Genomic DNA, 16,386 nt, shown 5'->3' on the forward strand with positions numbered 1-16,386 from the left:
TATTTCTTCTCGATTGCGTTTATGGCGTTTTTCAAACAGGTTTACGGAAGGTAATGCAGTAAAAGCGGTTGTTCCACAGCAGCCGCGTTTTCTTTTCATGCACGGTTTCGGGGATGCAGTTTTCGATTTGTGTCAGGTCGAAATCGGTGTCTTGGAAGTAGCTCCGCGTGAATAGGCTTTTTTTGTATTGTTGTTGGATGAAATCGGTGGTTTCGTCTGCGATCATGATTTTGGTGCCGGGTTTGGCGATGCGCAGCATTTCGTTGATGGCTTTTTGTTTGTCGCTGAAAAAATTGATGCCGCCCACATGGAATACGACGTCGAACATATTGTCGGCAAAGGGTAAGTCTTCGGCGTTGCAGTGTACCAAGTCCAAGCCTGCCGCTTTTTTCCGCCATACGTTGCGGCAGCGTGCCAACATGCCGAGCGACAGGTCGGCGCCGGTCAAGTCCAGCGCGGCGGGGTCGATGTCGGCGGGCAGGTGGTTTAAATCAGTACCTGTGCCGATGGAGACGTAGAGCGCGGTGCAATCCTGCCGCCACTCCAGTTCGCCCATCAGGCTGCGCCGCATTTCGTTGATGCTGTTGCCGTATCTGAGGCGGGCTATCCAGCGTTCGCCGAAATCGTACCAACGGGCGAGGCGGTTGTACATGTTCATGTATTTGGCGTTGTCGCCCGTTACGTTGTCGGAATCGAGGCACAACAGAATACCGTCTTGTTCGGGCGGAAGCGGGTTTTGTAAGGCGGGTTTGAGTTTTTGGATGAGTTTGGCGGAAGGCATGGTGCTTCTCCTGTTGAGGGTTGAGCGATGCGTATCTCGAGTCGGGATTCGACAAGGCCGTTAAAACATTGGATTCATCTGTCCGATTTATTCGGCGGGGTCGTCTGAAAGTTTGATGGGATGGGGAACAGGCGATTTTAGGGTTGCTATGTTGATTGAAATAAAGGCCGTCTGAAATCGTGTTTCAAACGGCCTTTTGACATAGTTTAAGACAAGAGGGGATTAGAACTTGCTTTTGATGTCGTCAATCAGGTTTTCGGCTTTTTCTTTTGCCTCGTCAACCAGATGTCCTGCTTCTTCTTTGCCTTTTTTCAATGCGTCGCTTGCTTTTTCCTCAATGTCGGCAGCAACTTCTTTGACTTTGCCGATGCCTTGTTGGATCAAGCCTTCTGCTTGGAGTTTGGGATCGTCTAAGAGTTCTCCGGCTTTCTCTTTTACATTACCGCTGATTTGGTCTAATTTACCGCTCATGGTTTATTTCCTTGATGTTTATGTTGATCGAGAAATCACTATAGTCTAATTGGTAGCTTGTTGCAACTAGGAGGTCGTCTGAAAACCCGCTTCAATAAAATGAAAACCGTTTTTCAGACGACCTGAATCATTTGCCCTTATCGTTAATCAAACCGTTTTTCTGCAAATAATCCCGCGCCACGTCCGCCGGTTTTTCTCCGCCTACTTTCACGCGGTAGTTCATTTCAGTCATTTCGGCTTCGCTGATTTTGCCTGCCAGCTTGTTCAATGCGTTCACGATGTCGGGATGCTGTTCGGCAAACTCGGTTTTCATCAGCGGTGCGCCTTGGTAGGAGGGAAAAAGGGCGATGTCGTCTGAAAGGACGGCGAGGCGGTATTGTTTGAGGTCGCTGTCTGTGGAATAGGCCTCGATGAGGTCGATTTTGCCGTTTAGCAGGGCGGTGTAGCGCAGAGCGGGCTCGAGCGTCGAGAGGTGGCTAAATTGTATGCCGTGTTGTTGCAAACCTTTGTAGCCGTCGGCGCGGTCGGTAAATTCAAGGGTAAATCCGGCGCGGATTTGGTTTTGCACGCGTTTGAGGTCGGAGATTTTGTGCAGGTCGTGCGCAGCGGCGTAGTCTTGGCTGACGGCGAGGGCGTAGGTGTTTTGGTATGCCATCGGCGGCAGAAAGGTCAGCCGGTGTTGTTGGGCGAGCAGGTCTTTGGCAGTTTGGTAGGTCTGTTCGGGCGAAAGGCGGCGGTTTTGCTCTTCGGCAGGGACTTTGACCAGACTTTCGAGGACAGTGCCGGTAAATTCGGGGTAGATGTCGATTTCGCCGCTGTTTAATGCGTTGAACAGGAATGAGGTTTTGCCGAAATTGGGTTTAAGCATCACTTGCGCGCGCGGATTATTTTCTTCAATCAACTGTTTGTACATATTGATGAGGATGTCGGGTTCGCTGCCGAGTTTGCCTGCGATGGTGATTTTTTGTGCGGATGGGTTCGTTTGAAAAATCGGTGCCAAACCTATGGCGATAAGGATGGCAAGCAGGGCGGCGGTAATCGGCATTTTGTGCTTGGACTTTTGCAGTATGCCGATGCCGCCGCTGACCAATACGGCGAGCAGGGCGGACAGCAACGCGCCGGTAAACGTCATCGCCATGTTGTTGCGGTCGATGCCAAGCAAAATCAGGTTGCCCAAGCCGCCCGCGCCGATGAGCGCGGCGAGTGTCGCCGTGCCGATAATCAATACGGACGCGGTGCGGATGCCGGAAATCATGGCGGGCAGCGCCATCGGCAATTCAATGCGCCACAACGCCTGCCAACGGGACAAGCCGAACGCGGTGTGCGCTTCTTTGATGGCGGGATCGATTTGGCTCAAACCGAGATAGGTGTTTTGAAAAATCGGCAACAGGGCATAGAGCGTCAGCGCAATCAAAACCGGCGGCGAACCGATACCGACGAAGGGAATCAGCAAGCCGAGCAGTGCGAGGGACGGGATAGTTTGCAGGATATTGGTTATCTGCAAAACACCTTCCGCCCAACGCCGTTTGTCCGCCAGCCACACGGCCAGCGGCACGGCCAGCGCGACGGCGCAAAGCAGGGCAATCAGGGAGAGGCGGAGGTGTTCAAGCGTCGCCTGCCACAGTTCGGCGGGCGGGACAGGGAGGAAATCGGGCATAAAGAATTGTCGGAATTGAAAATATTTCCGACAGTATAGCGTAAGGGGCAAAGAAGAGAAAAAGGTCGTCTGAAAATCCGTTTTCAGACGACCTTGGCTTATGGGAATGCCTTACATCACATCCAACACATCAATGCCCAGCAAATCCAAGCCTTGTTTCAGCGTGTCGCCGGTGAGCTTCGCCAGTTGCAGGCGGCTGTTGCGGGTTGCGCCTTCGGCTTTGAGTATCGGGCAGGCTTCGTAGAAGCGGCTGAACAGGGTGGCGGTTTGGTAGAGGTAGGCGGCGAGGTAGTGCGGATACGCCGTGTCCGCCACGCTTTGCAGCACGTCTTCAAATTTCAGCAGCTCGGCGGCAAGCTGTTTTTCCAGCGGTTCGGTCAAAACGGTTGGCGCGGCCATGTCCCATTCGCCGGCTTTGCGGAACACGCTTTGCACGCGGGTGTAGGCGTATTGCAGGTAGGGGGCGGTGTTGCCTTCAAACGAGAGCATGGCGTCCCAGTCGAACACATAATCGCTGGTGCGGTTTTTGCTCAAATCGGCGTATTTGACTGCGCCGATGCCGACGGTTTTGCCGATTTTCGCCGCTTCGCCCGCGCCCAATTCGGGATTTTTTTCTTTCACCAAAGCAGTGGCGCGCTCGACGGCTTCGGTCAGCAGGTCAACCAGTTTCACGGTGTCGCCGCTGCGCGTTTTGAACGGTTTGCCGTCTTTGCCCATCATGGTGCCGAAGCCGATAAACTCGGCTTTTGCATTTTCCGGCAGATAGCCTGCTTTGCGGGAAGTGGTAAAAAGTTGCTCGAAGTGCAGGGCTTGACGGTGGTCGACGACGTAGAGCAGGCGGTCGGCTTTCAGACGGCCTATACGGTAGCGCAGACACGCCAAATCGGTAGAGGCGTAAAGGAAGCCGCCGCCTTGTTTTTGCACGATAAACGCGGCGGGTTCGCCTTCTTTGTTTTTGAACTCGTCCAAGAACACGACTTTGGCGCCGTCGTCCTCAACCGCCAGACCTTTTTGAACCAAATCATCGACCACGGGCTGCAAATCGTCGTTGTATTTCGATTCGCCCGCCACGTCTTCGGGGCGTAGTTTCAAGCCCAGCGAGTCGTAAACGGCTTGGGCGTGTGAGAGCGAAATATCGACAAACTGTTTCCACAACGCCAACACGGTTTCATCGCCGCCTTGCAGCTTCACAACATATTCGCGCGCGGTGTCGGCAAAGGCCGGGTCTTCGTCAAAGCGCACTTTGGCGGCGCGGTAAAACTGCTCCAAATCCGCCAGTTCAAATGCGGCATTGTCTTTTTGCTGTTCGACCAAATAGGCGACCAACATGCCGAATTGCGTACCCCAGTCGCCGACGTGGTTTTGGCGGATGACGGTGTTGCCCATAAATTCCAATACGCGCGAAATGCTGTCGCCGATGATGCTGGAACGCAGGTGGCCGACGTGCATTTCTTTTGCCAGATTGGGCGAGGAATAGTCGATGACGACGGTTTGCGGTTTGTCAGTTTTTGCCACGCCGAAACGTGCGTCATTCAAGGCCGCATGAATGTTTTGGGCGAGAAATTCGGGGCGCAGGCGCAGGTTGATGAAGCCCGGGCCGGCCACTTCCGCGCTTTCAATCACGGCGTTGCCCGCCAATGCTTCGGCCACCTTTTGCGCCAATTCGCGCGGATTTTGTTTGGCTTTTTTCGCCGCACCCATCACGCCGTTGATTTGGAAATCGCCGTGTTCGGCGTTTTTGGTCGGCTGCAAAACAACGGGGCTGTCGGAGATGCCTGCGGCGGCAAAGGCGGCGGCGGCTTCGCGTTCGACGGTTTGATGTAGGTTCATGAAGTTCGGTCTCTCGGTTAAATTCAAATCAGGCGGTATTTTAAAAGAATTTGGGGGGTTGAAACAGGGCTAAGGTGAAAGGTCGTCTGAAAACCTTGGATTTGGGTTTTCAGACGACCTTTTGCGCAGAAAATAGATAGGTTAATGCCAACGGCTGTCGTTTTCACATGGAATACCGTCATGATCGCCGTCCATTTTGGTATTCGGACAGAATTTAACGAAGAATTCTGCCTCACTTAAGGAAGTCATTTGGGAACAATATTGACGACCATCGCATTTGAATTCGTTTTTTGATGTTGAAGAGACAGAGGAGTGATCAGATTTTTGGGTGTCCGTAGATTTATGTTTAGCATTTGTACGACCACGGCTGTTGACCGCATCCAACCACTCTTCGCGTTCGGCTTTTATTTTGGCTGCAACTTCTTCCACCATCGTTTTCGGCGGCGCTGCCGCTGCCGCTTGCGCCTGTTGCTGGTATTTCTGCCAGTAATCCCAGCCGAACCATCCGCCGGCGGCAAGCAGGGCGATGATGGGGATAATCAGCAAGAGCTTGGAAAAGGTTTTTTTATACGGCTCAGGTTCGGTGTCGAAAAAGTCGAATTCATCGACACAGTCAAGGGAGAAGCAGATATTTTCGGCTTCGTCGCGTCCGCGTCTGCCTTTGACGATGTCGAATGAGACGCGTTGGCCTTCGGCAGGCGGACGTGTCAGTGTGGTAAAGGCGGAAAGCGGGGCGAATACTTCTGTACCCATGCTTTCTTCGCGGATGGCTCCAAATTGGCGGTTGTCATTCCAGCGTGTAATCGTACCGTAATAGCGCATAGTTTTATGTAATTTGAATAGTTGTTGTTTGGGTTGTATTTTAAACGAAATCTGTAAAGGAACAAGGGGAGCGGTTGATATTTAAATGTAAATTCTATGACATCGGGAATGGCAGGTTTCAGACGACCCCTGTCAGGCCGGCATGATTCGGTAGGGAGAGTGATGTTTTAAACAAAAAAAGGAAACATATCGTTTCCCTTTTCTGTTATTCAATAACGTAACCTTCTTTGTCCCAATTTGTCTTTTTCACTATTTGGTCGTTGGCGTAAACCGTTTCGGACTTTTTAGCTCCGTCGTCATACCATTCCAGAACAACGCCGTTGCGTTTACCGTTGGTAATGGTAATTTCAGAAAGGGCGCGGCCGTTTTCGTCCCAACTCATGATTTCGGTCGGTTTGTCGTTGACCATGGTCATTTCGGTTTTCGGGCTGCCGTTGGGATACCATTGCTTCCAGTAGCCGTTTGCCTTGTCGTGTTTGAACTGGATTTCGCTTTCTTTCGTACCGTTGCGGTAATAGCGTGAGCCGACGCCTTCGCTCAAGCCGTTCAGATAGGGCATGACCGCCGATTTTTTACCGTTGGGGTACCAGTTGGTCCATTCGCCGTTCGGCTTGCCGTTGCGGTAGCTGCCGATCATTTTCTTTTGCCCGTTGAAATGCCAGAGTGTCAAAGTACCGTTGTTGAGGACGGGAACGAAGGTTTTGATCTGCGCTGCCGGTATTTCATACGGGTCGGAATATTTTTTCATGGACGGATAGTAAAAGTCCTGCACTTGCGCTACGCCGGATTCGACGGTGTATTGGCGGACGTAAGCTACCGATGACATTGTGGCGGTAATTTTGCCGTTTTGATTGAAATAAACAGAGTGGGTTTGTGCCGAAGCTTGAAGCGATGCGCCAAGCAGGATGCAGGCGGTCAGGCTGTTTGTCCAAAAGTGGTTCATTGTCTGATTGTTCCGATGTGGCGGAGATGTAAATAATAGGTATTTAGTTGAGTCGTCAAGTCGATAATATTTGAATAAAGCATATTCCGGCTGTTATTCGTCATTATAATCCATCAGGTCATGCGGGTTAAATATAATATTTTTATGAATGCTTGTTGAAATACAGACAATAAATATAAGAAATGGTTCCGATTGGAATATTGATTTTGTGTGTAGGGAGGTCGTCTGAAAACAGATTAAACGGATATGTTCAACGTTAATAATAATGGTTTGGGGCGAGCGCAATCATGAAAATACGGCCGAAAACCTATATGCAGAAGATTTTCGGCCGTATCAAAATCAGCAAGGGATTATTCCAATCCCAGCAATTGCTCTCGGGTCAGCAAGAATACGAATCCGTCGCCGCCGCTGGTTTCCAGCCAAGTGAACGGTAATTCGGGATAGGCGGCTTCCAATACGTCGCGGTTGTGTCCGATTTCGACCAGCAGTACGCCTTTGGGATTGAGGTATTTGGCTGCGTGCAGCAGGATTTGGCGGGTGGCGTCCAAACCGTCTTCGCCGCTGCCCAAGGCGAGTTCGGGTTCGTGCAGGTATTCGTCGGGCAACATATCGACCGATTCGGCATCGACGTAGGGCGGGTTGGAAACAATCAGGTCGTATGTGCCTTCCAATCCTTCGAACAAATCGGTGTGGATCAGGTTGATGCGCTCTTCCAGTCCATAATCTTCGATGTTGATGGCGGCTACTTCCAGCGCATCCAAGCTCAAATCGACGGCGTCAATTTCAGCGGCGGGGTAGTGGTGTGCCATTTGAATGGCGAGGCAGCCGCTGCCGGTACACAAATCCAATGCGCGGTGAACCAATTCGGGGTGTTCTATCCAAGGGGTAAGGTTGTCGCCGAGCAGTTCGTAAATAAACGAACGCGGTACGATGACGCGTTCGTCAACATAAAAATCGAAATCGCCTTGCCATGCCTGATGGGTGAGGTAGGCAGCGGGGATGTGTTCGACTGCGCGGCGTTCCAGTACTGCCAACACTTCTTCTTTCTCGCTTTGCAGCAGCTTGGCGTCAAGATAAGGCTCCAACGTGTCCAAAGGCAGGTTGAGGGTGTGCAGGATCAGGTAGGCGGCTTCATCGTGCGCGTTGTCCGAGCCATGCCCGAAAAACAAACCGGCATCGTTGAAACGGCTGACGGCGAAACGCAGGATATCGCGGACGGTGGTCAATTCTTGGGCTGCTTGGGTAAACATATCGCACTCTCAAATAATGTAAATTAATGTTTGCATTATAACAGCAAGGTCGTCTGAAAACGGTGTTTACTTGAATATAACGTTTTCAGACGACCTCAATAAGCATGGTTTAATCTCAATCCACCCCGCGGGCGCGGTTTTCATGGAATTGCACCTGCCAATCGGCAAATTTTCCTTGCTCGATGGCTTCGCGCATTTCTGCCATGATGACTTGGTAGAAATGCAGGTTGTGGATGGTGTTCAACTGCGCACCCAAGATTTCGCCGACGCGGTGCAGATGGTGCAGGTAGGCGCGGCTGAAGTTTTGGCAGGCGTAGCAGGTGCAGCTTTCGTCTATCGGGCGTTTGTCGAGCTTGTGTTTGGCGTTTTTGATTTTCAAATCGCCGAAACGGGTGAACAGCCAGCCGTTGCGGGCATTGCGGGTGGGCATGACGCAGTCGAACATGTCCACGCCGTGCGCCACGCCGTAAACGAGGTCTTCGGGTGTGCCGACGCCCATCAGGTAATGCGGTTTATGTTCGGGCAGCATCGGTCCGACGGCGCGCAGCATGCGGTACATTTCGGGTTTGGGTTCGCCGACGGACAGCCCGCCGATGGCAAGGCCGGGGAAGTCGAATTGTTCCAAGCCGCGCAGCGATTCTTCGCGCAAATCTTCATACATCGCGCCTTGTACGATGCCGAATAGGGCGTTTGGGTTCTTCAAGTCTTCAAAGGCTTTTTTGCTGCGTTCTGCCCAACGCAGGCTCATTTGCAGGGATTTTTGCGCCTGCTCGTGCGTTGCTTCGCCCGGTGTGCATTCGTCCAACTGCATCACGATGTCGGAATTGAGTACGGTTTGGATTTTCATGGAGATTTCGGGCGAGAGGAAGAGTCTGTCGCCGTTGATCGGGCTTTGGAAGGTACAGCCTTCTTCAGTGAGTTTGCGCATGTCGGAGAGCGAGAAAACCTGAAAACCGCCCGAGTCGGTCAAGATGGGTTTGTCCCAGCCGATAAAATCGTGCAGGCCGCCGAATTGTTCGATGACTTCCAGACCGGGACGCAGCCATAAATGGTAAGTGTTGCCCAAAATAATTTGTGCCTTGATGTCGTGCAGGTTTTGCGGATTCATCGCCTTAACCGAGCCGTAAGTGCCGACCGGCATAAATACGGGCGTTTCGATTTTGCCGTGGTTCAGTTCCAGCGTGCCGCGTCGGGCATGACCGTCTTTTTTATGTAAGGTAAATTTGAGCATAGGTTGTATCTATAAATGTAGAAAACGGCGTGCGAAGCCGCCGTGCAGTCAAACGATTGAGGTAAAAACGCGATTATAAAGGATTTTCATCGCAATAGCGGTGTTTGAATATTTCAGACGACCTTATTCGTATCGAGATGTTCACTGTTGAAAATGTTTCAAAAAAATCACAATGTTCCGACAATGTCGTCTGAAACCTCGTTTTCATGCTTGCCATTGCGTCAAAGTATCGTCTATAATCCGAACCCTGTTAAACAGGCACGTAGCTCAGTTGGTTAGAGCACCACCTTGACATGGTGGGGGTCGTTGGTTCGAATCCAATCGTGCCTACCAAATTCCCCAAACGGCATTTATGCCGTTATTTTTTAATGTTTTGGAGCTTTTTTGATGTTGAACATTACCTTGCCGGACGGCTCAGTCCGCCAGTACGAATCGCCCGTTACCGTGGCACAGATTGCCGCGTCTATCGGAGCAGGTTTGGCGAAGGCGACGGTGGCGGGTAAGGTAAACGGCAAATTGGTCGATGCGTGCGATCCGATTACCGAAGATTCAACCGTCCAAATCATTACCCCGAAAGACCAAGAAGGCGTTGAAATCATCCGCCACTCTTGCGCCCACCTTGTCGGTCATGCGGTCAAGCAGCTCTATCCTAATGCAAAAATGGTTATCGGCCCCGTCATTGAAGAGGGCTTTTATTACGATATTGCTACGGAAAAACCGTTTACGCCCGAAGATGTTGCCGCTATTGAAGCGCGTATGAAAGAATTGATTGCTCAGGATTATAATGTAATCAAAATCATGACTCCGCGCGCCGAAACCATCAAAATTTTCCAAGATCGCGGCGAAGAATACAAACTGCGCCTGATTGAAGATATGCCCGAAGTTGAAGCAATGGGTATGTATCATCATCAGGAATATGTCGATATGTGCCGCGGTCCGCACGTTCCGAACACCCGCTTCCTGAAAAACTTCAAGCTGACCAAGCTGGCAGGTGCATACTGGCGTGGCGACAGCAATAATGAAATGCTGCAACGTATTTATGGCACTGCTTGGGCGACGAAAGACGAATTAAAAGCCTATATCCAGCGTATTGAAGAAGCAGAAAAACGCGACCACCGCAAATTGGGCAAGCAACTGGATTTGTTCCACTTGCAGGACGAAGCGCCGGGTATGGTGTTTTGGCATCCCAAAGGTTGGGCTTTGTGGCAGACTATCGAGCAGCATATGCGTAAAGAGCTGAATGCCGCCGGTTACAAAGAAGTCAAAACCCCCCAAATCATGGATAAAACCTTTTGGGAAAAATCCGGTCACTGGGATAACTACAAAGACAATATGTTCGTAACCAGTTCGGAAAAGCGCGAATACGCGGTTAAGCCGATGAACTGCCCGGGACATGTTCAGATTTTCAATAACGGTCTGCGTTCGTACCGCGATTTGCCGATGCGTTTGGCAGAATTTGGTTCTTGCCATCGCAACGAGCCGAGTGGCGCACTGCATGGACTGATGCGTGTCCGCGGTTTTGTACAAGACGATGCGCATATTTTCTGTACCGAAGATCAAATCGTCAGCGAAGCGCGGGCATTCAATGAATTGCTGGTTCGTATTTACAAGCAATTCGGTTTCCATGATGTGTCCGTCAAACTTTCACTGCGTCCTGAGAAGCGTGCCGGTTCAGACGACGTATGGGATAAGGCAGAACAAGGTTTGCGCGAAGCATTGACTGCTTGCGGCGTGGAATGGGACGAATTGCCGGGTGAAGGTGCGTTCTACGGACCTAAAATCGAATATCATGTTAAAGATGCATTGGGCCGTTCTTGGCAGTGTGGTACGCTGCAACTGGACTTTGTATTGCCAGAACGCTTAGATGCAGAATATGTAACCGAAAACAATGATCGCGCCCGTCCGGTAATGTTGCACCGCGCCATTTTGGGTTCTTTGGAACGATTTATCGGTATTTTGATTGAAAACCATGCAGGTTCTTTCCCACTATGGTTGGCGCCGGTTCAAATGGTGATTATGAATATCACCGAAAATCAAGCAGATTACTGCCGTGAAGTGGCTGCCAAATTGCAGGCTGCTGGCTTCCGTGTAGAGCTGGATTTGCGTAACGAAAAAATCGGTTACAAAATCCGTGATAACAGCCAATACCGCTTCCCTTATCAAATCGTTGTCGGCGATAAAGAGAAGCAAGAAAACAAAGTGGCCGTGCGCCGCAAAGCAGAAGACTTGGGTTCTTTGGATTTGGATGATTTCATTGCACAACTGCAGCAAGAAATCGCAGACGCCCTCGTCAACCATTAATTTTTATAGGAGTATTCATCATCGCTCAAGAACGCGAAGCACGAATCAATGGCGAAATTACCGCTAAAGAAGTGCGTTTAATCAGTGAGTCAGGCGAACAGCTTGGTGTTGTATCGGTTCGTGAAGCTTTGGCCATGGCCGAAGAGCAGGATGTGGATTTGGTAGAGATTTCCCCTACTGCCAAACCGCCTGTGTGCAAACTGATGGATTACGGTAAATATAAATACCAACAAGCCAAGAAACGCGACGAAGCCAAGAAAAACCAGAAGCAGGTACAAATTAAGGAAATCAAATTCCGTCCGGGTACCGATGAAGGCGATTATCAAATTAAAATGCGCAACATCAACCGCTTCTTGGCTGACGGCGATAAAGTCAAAGTCACGCTTCGTTTCCGTGGTCGCGAAATGGCTCACCAGCAACTCGGTGCGCAACTTTTAGAGCGCGTGAAAGAGGATTTGGCGGAAGTGGCTCAAATCGAATCCTTCCCTAAAATGGAAGGCCGTCAAATGGTGATGATGATTGCACCGAAGAAAAAATAAAGTTATAATTTTCAGCTTACTCCGATTGCCGCTTCGGAGTAAGCTTTTGATTGGCGGCAAAAACCGTGGCATTTTGGGTCCAAGTGTTTGAAACCAATGTTTTAAAACCCCCTGATGCCTTATCTAATAACGAATGGAGTTTTCCCATGCCTAAAATGAAAACCAAGTCTAGCGCGAAAAAACGCTTCAAAGTACTGGGTAACGGCGGTGTAAAACGCGCTCATGCGTTCAAACGCCACATCTTGACCAAAAAGACCACTAAAAACAAACGCCAACTGCGCGGTACCTCTATGGTAAACGATCGCGATTTGGCTTCTGTTGCTAAAATGTTACCCTACGCTTAAGGAGTTTAGAATATGCCACGCGTAAAACGCGGTGTAACCGCTCGTGCCCGTCACCAAAAAATCTTCGCGTTAGCCAAAGGCTACCGCGGTCGTCGTAAAAACGTATACCGCGTTGCTAAACAAGCGGTAATGAAAGCCGGTCAATACGCATACCGTGACCGTCGTCAACGCAAACGCCAATTCCGTCAATTGTGGATTGTTCGTATCAATGCAGGTGCTCGTGAAAACGGTCTGTCTTACAGCAAATTTATGAACGGTCTGAAACGCGCCTCTATCGAAATCGATCGCAAAGTATTGGCTGATCTGGCTGTATTCGATAAAGCCGCTTTTGCACAATTGGTTGAGAAAGCCAAAGCTGCTTTGGCTGCTTAATCCAAAAAATTTGAAAAGGAAGCTACGGCTTCCTTTTTTCTTTGTTTGAAGAAAGTCTATGTGATTGATTTTCTTTCTTTAAAGCCTATTTTTTTGAATTGATTTGCGCTAAAATACGCCGATTCTATCAAACGGATTGGCCGTAAACGATAAAAGGTCGTCTGAAAAGTTTGGCAACACCAAACCATACAGGCGGCCTCATTGTTTCAGACGACCCATCATCAACCGACAGACGATAAAACCACTATGGAAAATGTAAACCGTATCGTTGCAGAAGGCATTGCCGCAGTAGAGGCCGCGCAAGACTTCAACGCTCTAGAACAAATCAAAGCCCGTTATCTTGGTAAAACCGGCGAGTTGACCGGACTTCTGAAAACCTTAGGTCAAATGTCGCCTGAAGAGCGCAAAACCATAGGTGCGCATATCAATGAGTGCAAAAACCAGTTTCAGACGGCCTTTAACAATAAACGCGATGCCCTCAACGAAGCCAAACTGCAAGCACAGCTTGCGGCTGAAGCACTCGATATTACCCTGCCCGGACGCGCGCAGGAAAACGGCGGTCTGCATCCCGTAACCCTAACCTTGCAGCGCGTGGTCGAACTCTTTCACGGCATGGGCTTTGAAGTGGCAGACGGCCCGGAAATCGAAGACGATTTCCACAACTTCCAAGCCCTGAACATTCCTGCAAACCACCCGGCACGCGCCATGCAGGATACGTTCTACGTTGAAAACGGCGATGTTTTACGTACGCACACTTCCCCGATTCAAATCCGCTACATGCTCGATAAAAAAGAGCCGCCCATCCGTATTATCGCCCCCGGCCGCGTTTACCGCGTGGACAGCGATGCTACGCATTCGCCCATGTTCCACCAAGCTGAAGGTCTGTGGGTGGAAGAGGGCGTAACCTTCGCCGATTTGAAAGCCGTGTTCACCGATTTCATCCGCCGCTTTTTCGAGCGCGATGATTTGCAGGTACGTTTCCGTCCGTCTTTCTTCCCGTTCACCGAACCGTCCGCCGAAATCGACATCATGGGCGAAAACGGCAAATGGCTGGAAGTCGGCGGCTGCGGCATGGTGCATCCCAACGTGTTGAAAAACGTGAATATCGACCCCGAAAAATACACCGGTTTCGCCTTTGGTATCGGTCTCGACCGTTTTGCCATGTTGCGTTACAACGTGAATGATTTGCGGCTGTTTTTTGATAACGATTTGAACTTTTTGAAGCAGTTCAAATAATTTTCAGACGACTCTAATGGATAAATTAACCCCCGAACAGCGCAAAAAATGTATGCAGTCCAACAAAAGCACAGGGACGAAACCCGAGCTTGTGTTGGCAAAAGCGATGTGGGCTTTGGGGCTCAGGTATCGGAAAAATAGCGGAAGCATTTTTGGGAAGCCTGATTTTTCATTTAAAAAATACAAAGTGGCCGTGTTTGTCGATGGCGAGTTTTGGCACGGCAAGGATTGGGAACAGAGAAAAGCGGAAATAAAGGGCAACCGCGAATTTTGGATTGCTAAGATAGAAAGCAATATCCGACGGGATATAGAAGTAACAGACCGTCTGAAAGCTGAGGGCTGGGAAGTCTTTCGATTTTGGGGAAAGGATGTTGTTAAGAATCCCCAGCGATATGCTCAGCAGATTGCAGATTCTTTGAATAGAAAAAAGTTATAGTAGAGGAACTATTTTTTGGGCAATGCTGCGAATGACATTTACAGCTACGGAATTACCAAATTGTTTGTAAAGTTGCACATCTGATACCCCCCGCTTACGCGCTTTGAGAACGATTTCATCAGGAAATCCCTGTAATCTTGCAGCTTCTAATGGAGTAAGTTTGCGCGGGTTGGTATTTTCCTGTTCAATCAGAATTTCAGAACCATCTTTATAGTAACGTGCTGAAATAGTGTTGGTATATTCGGATTGTGCATTGAACAGACCGTAACCAAAACCATTTCCTTTCTGTTTATGCTCGGCTTTGCGTCGTAAATGTCCCTGCCAAAGTCTGTCTGAAATTGTATATTTGGCATCGGGGAAGGATTCCAAGATATCTCCCACCTTCACGGTTTTAGGTAAGGGATGGGGAAATTCAAATTGTGCGGCATCTTTTGCAGAGCGAAAGCCGACTATATAAATCCGTTCACGGTTTTGGGGTAGGTTGAAATCTTTAGCTGCCATTACTTTGGCATTGACAGTATAGCCGAGTGCAGTCAGAGAGTCATAGATTGTTTGGAATGTCCGACCTTTATCGTGTCCTTTTAAACCTTTTACGTTTTCCAATAGAAAAGCTTTAGGGTGCTTTTGGCGGATGATTTCTTCTATATGGAAAAACATTGTACCGCGTGTATCAGTAAAGCCTTTTTTCAATCCTGCTTGGCTGAATGGCTGGCAGGGAAATCCGGCTAGTAACAGGTCGAAATCAGGAATTTCGGACGGAGCGATTTGTGTAATGTCACCATGCGGGACATCTCCATAGAATGCCTGATAGGTTGTTTTGGCGAATTTATCGATTTCGGAACTGAATACGCATTGCCCTCCCAATTCTTCAAAAGGCAACCGGATTCCGCCGATTCCAGCAAAAAGGTCGATAAACCGAAAGGGTGCGTTTTGGGGAGTTTGCGACTTGTATAGACTCGAAAATAATTGAGATTCTACAAAGTCTTGGATACTTAAATGGTTTAGCTTGCAGTATGTGGACAATTTTTGGTGTAGTTCGTCGTTTAATTTGATGTGGATTTGCTTCATATCAGGGTCTATAAATGTACCAGATTAAGCACATTTTATCTTTTTGATTGTAAAAAGCCAAGAGGTTTTTAAATTTATGGAAGATGTTTCGGTGAAATGTATCAGGGGCATAGAAGTGTCGTCTGAACCTGATTTCAGCCACTTCAGTCAAGAAATTGCAGACGGATTTTACCGTCCAGTATATCGGTTGCTTTACAATGCATTACCGTCTCAAGGTAAACTGATGGAATTGGATGCTGATGATTTTAAGGATGAAATTATCGACTTATATGCAAAAATGAGCAAAAGTCAACAGTCTGCGTTAAGAAAATCCTGTTCTGTCGAGATACCTAGGTATGATAATAACCCGTATCAAAAACTGATTTGGATTTTTGTTGCTGAATTTCCGGTATTCGGCTTGGTATTAAAACATATCCACTTAAAAGCAGAGATCACTCTGAAAGTAATTGCTCTGTTGGTTGGTGAGGAGGTTGATTCGGAAAATTTTATCCGCTTTAAGACTGAAATAGATGATTTAAATCGTTTGGCATGGGTGAGACGGCAAACGGAATCCGAATCACAGAGTGGGGTCTCTAATTTGGGAACTATTTCTGAAATGTTGCTGGAAAGGGCTTTGGCTGATTTGATCGATGGCATACATTTTTTTAAAACCAACAATCCGGAAATCCAGTCTTATGGTGATTTTGTACTGATGTGTCTGCCCAATAACTTATGGTTGTCCGTCAAATCGAATTTTGCCCGTGAGAGGCTGTTGGCTTCCGGCTATACCACAGATATTCTGGGTGTTGGCTTTTTCACCGATTATAAAGAATTTACCAGTAAAGCTAAAATCCGTAATTTCCAAAGGGTTGGATTTTTGGCAATGTACCTGCCAGATATTCCTGTATCTCTGAAACAGCAGGAAAATAAAACAAATACCTATAATCAGATCTTTGAATTTTATAGTAAGAATAATAGGGAAATGCCAAAAAACATCAACGGTACCGATTTTTTAAGACCACTGTCTAGGCTTTATGGTGATATAAAATCCCTACTATCTGAAACAGATGTACGGCACCGGACTACCTTGCAATTCTAATTATTACAACCTACATTTTTTGAGAAC

16 protein-coding genes and 1 tRNA gene are annotated in these 16,386 nt (G+C 48.8%); 8 read left to right on the plus strand and 9 right to left on the minus strand.

The annotated features are described in order from the left end of the window. Positions 1-31: 31 nt before the first annotated feature. The 8 genes from H3L95_RS01575 to tgt form a co-directional block, all read right to left on the minus strand. Complete coding sequence (locus tag H3L95_RS01575) at positions 32-781, minus strand: class I SAM-dependent methyltransferase (RefSeq protein ID WP_003757765.1); 750 nt, start codon at positions 779-781, stop codon at positions 32-34. A gap of 222 nt (positions 782-1,003) precedes the next feature. Next, on the minus strand, positions 1,004-1,252 hold the full coding sequence (locus H3L95_RS01580) for a CsbD family protein (RefSeq protein ID WP_003757767.1): 249 nt from the start codon (positions 1,250-1,252) through the stop codon (positions 1,004-1,006). Between the two features lie 127 nt (positions 1,253-1,379). Beyond that, positions 1,380-2,909 (minus strand): ABC transporter permease/substrate-binding protein, encoded by a 1,530-nt coding sequence (locus tag H3L95_RS01585; protein ID WP_003757768.1) that lies wholly within the window; start codon positions 2,907-2,909, stop codon positions 1,380-1,382. Between the two features lie 111 nt (positions 2,910-3,020). Next, entirely contained in the window at positions 3,021-4,739 is a 1,719-nt protein-coding gene (argS, locus tag H3L95_RS01590; protein WP_003757770.1) for an arginine--tRNA ligase, read from the minus strand. A gap of 141 nt (positions 4,740-4,880) precedes the next feature. Continuing rightward, entirely contained in the window at positions 4,881-5,561 is a 681-nt protein-coding gene (locus H3L95_RS01595; protein ID WP_003757775.1) for an excalibur calcium-binding domain-containing protein, read from the minus strand. 205 nt (positions 5,562-5,766) lie between these two features. After that, positions 5,767-6,504: a toxin-antitoxin system YwqK family antitoxin gene (locus tag H3L95_RS01600; RefSeq protein WP_003757777.1), complete on the minus strand. Its 738-nt coding sequence runs from the start codon at positions 6,502-6,504 to the stop codon at positions 5,767-5,769. A 350-nt stretch (positions 6,505-6,854) separates the two neighbouring features. Beyond that, positions 6,855-7,754 (minus strand): 50S ribosomal protein L3 N(5)-glutamine methyltransferase, encoded by a 900-nt coding sequence (gene prmB / locus H3L95_RS01605; RefSeq protein WP_003757782.1) that lies wholly within the window; start codon positions 7,752-7,754, stop codon positions 6,855-6,857. 115 nt (positions 7,755-7,869) lie between these two features. After that, a complete protein-coding gene (tgt, locus tag H3L95_RS01610; protein ID WP_003757784.1) occupies positions 7,870-8,985 on the minus strand; it encodes a tRNA guanosine(34) transglycosylase Tgt in 1,116 nt (371 codons plus the stop codon). Between the two features lie 256 nt (positions 8,986-9,241). Here tgt and H3L95_RS01615 point away from each other — a divergent pair. The 7 genes from H3L95_RS01615 (at position 9,242) to H3L95_RS01645 (ending at position 14,213) form a co-directional block, all read left to right on the plus strand. Further along, positions 9,242-9,318: transfer RNA gene (locus H3L95_RS01615), tRNA-Val, on the plus strand. A 54-nt stretch (positions 9,319-9,372) separates the two neighbouring features. Further along, positions 9,373-11,286 carry a threonine--tRNA ligase gene (gene thrS / locus H3L95_RS01620; protein ID WP_182096189.1) on the plus strand — a complete coding sequence of 638 codons (1,914 nt, stop codon included), beginning with the start codon at positions 9,373-9,375 and terminating at the stop codon, positions 11,284-11,286. 17 nt (positions 11,287-11,303) lie between these two features. After that, a complete protein-coding gene (gene infC, locus H3L95_RS01625; protein ID WP_074895063.1) occupies positions 11,304-11,825 on the plus strand; it encodes a translation initiation factor IF-3 in 522 nt (173 codons plus the stop codon). Positions 11,826-11,971: 146 nt separating this feature from the next. Further along, a complete protein-coding gene (gene rpmI / locus H3L95_RS01630; protein WP_002232040.1) occupies positions 11,972-12,169 on the plus strand; it encodes a 50S ribosomal protein L35 in 198 nt (65 codons plus the stop codon). 12 nt (positions 12,170-12,181) lie between these two features. After that, the gene (gene rplT, locus H3L95_RS01635; protein ID WP_002214103.1) at positions 12,182-12,541 is read left to right on the plus strand and encodes a 50S ribosomal protein L20; all 360 of its coding nucleotides are present in this window, start codon (positions 12,182-12,184) and stop codon (positions 12,539-12,541) included. Positions 12,542-12,787: 246 nt separating this feature from the next. Next, positions 12,788-13,777, plus strand: coding sequence for a phenylalanine--tRNA ligase subunit alpha (gene pheS, locus H3L95_RS01640; protein ID WP_003757794.1), 990 nt, complete (start codon positions 12,788-12,790; stop codon positions 13,775-13,777). Positions 13,778-13,793: 16 nt separating this feature from the next. Next, on the plus strand, positions 13,794-14,213 hold the full coding sequence (locus H3L95_RS01645) for a very short patch repair endonuclease (RefSeq protein ID WP_003757796.1): 420 nt from the start codon (positions 13,794-13,796) through the stop codon (positions 14,211-14,213). On the opposite strand, the gene H3L95_RS01650 is transcribed toward H3L95_RS01645, so the two are convergent. Next, positions 14,208-15,281 carry a DNA cytosine methyltransferase gene (locus tag H3L95_RS01650; protein WP_003757798.1) on the minus strand — a complete coding sequence of 358 codons (1,074 nt, stop codon included), beginning with the start codon at positions 15,279-15,281 and terminating at the stop codon, positions 14,208-14,210. The genes H3L95_RS01645 and H3L95_RS01650 overlap by 6 nt on opposite strands. Before the next feature lie 76 nt (positions 15,282-15,357). Here H3L95_RS01650 and H3L95_RS01655 point away from each other — a divergent pair, with 76 nt between their 5' ends. Continuing rightward, complete coding sequence (locus tag H3L95_RS01655; RefSeq protein WP_003757800.1) at positions 15,358-16,359, plus strand: hypothetical protein; 1,002 nt, start codon at positions 15,358-15,360, stop codon at positions 16,357-16,359. Positions 16,360-16,386 lie beyond the last annotated feature (27 nt).

Origin of the sequence: Neisseria sicca, assembly GCF_014054945.1 — a bacterium.
In the GTDB taxonomy this organism is placed as follows: Bacteria; Pseudomonadota; Gammaproteobacteria; order Burkholderiales; family Neisseriaceae; genus Neisseria; species Neisseria sicca.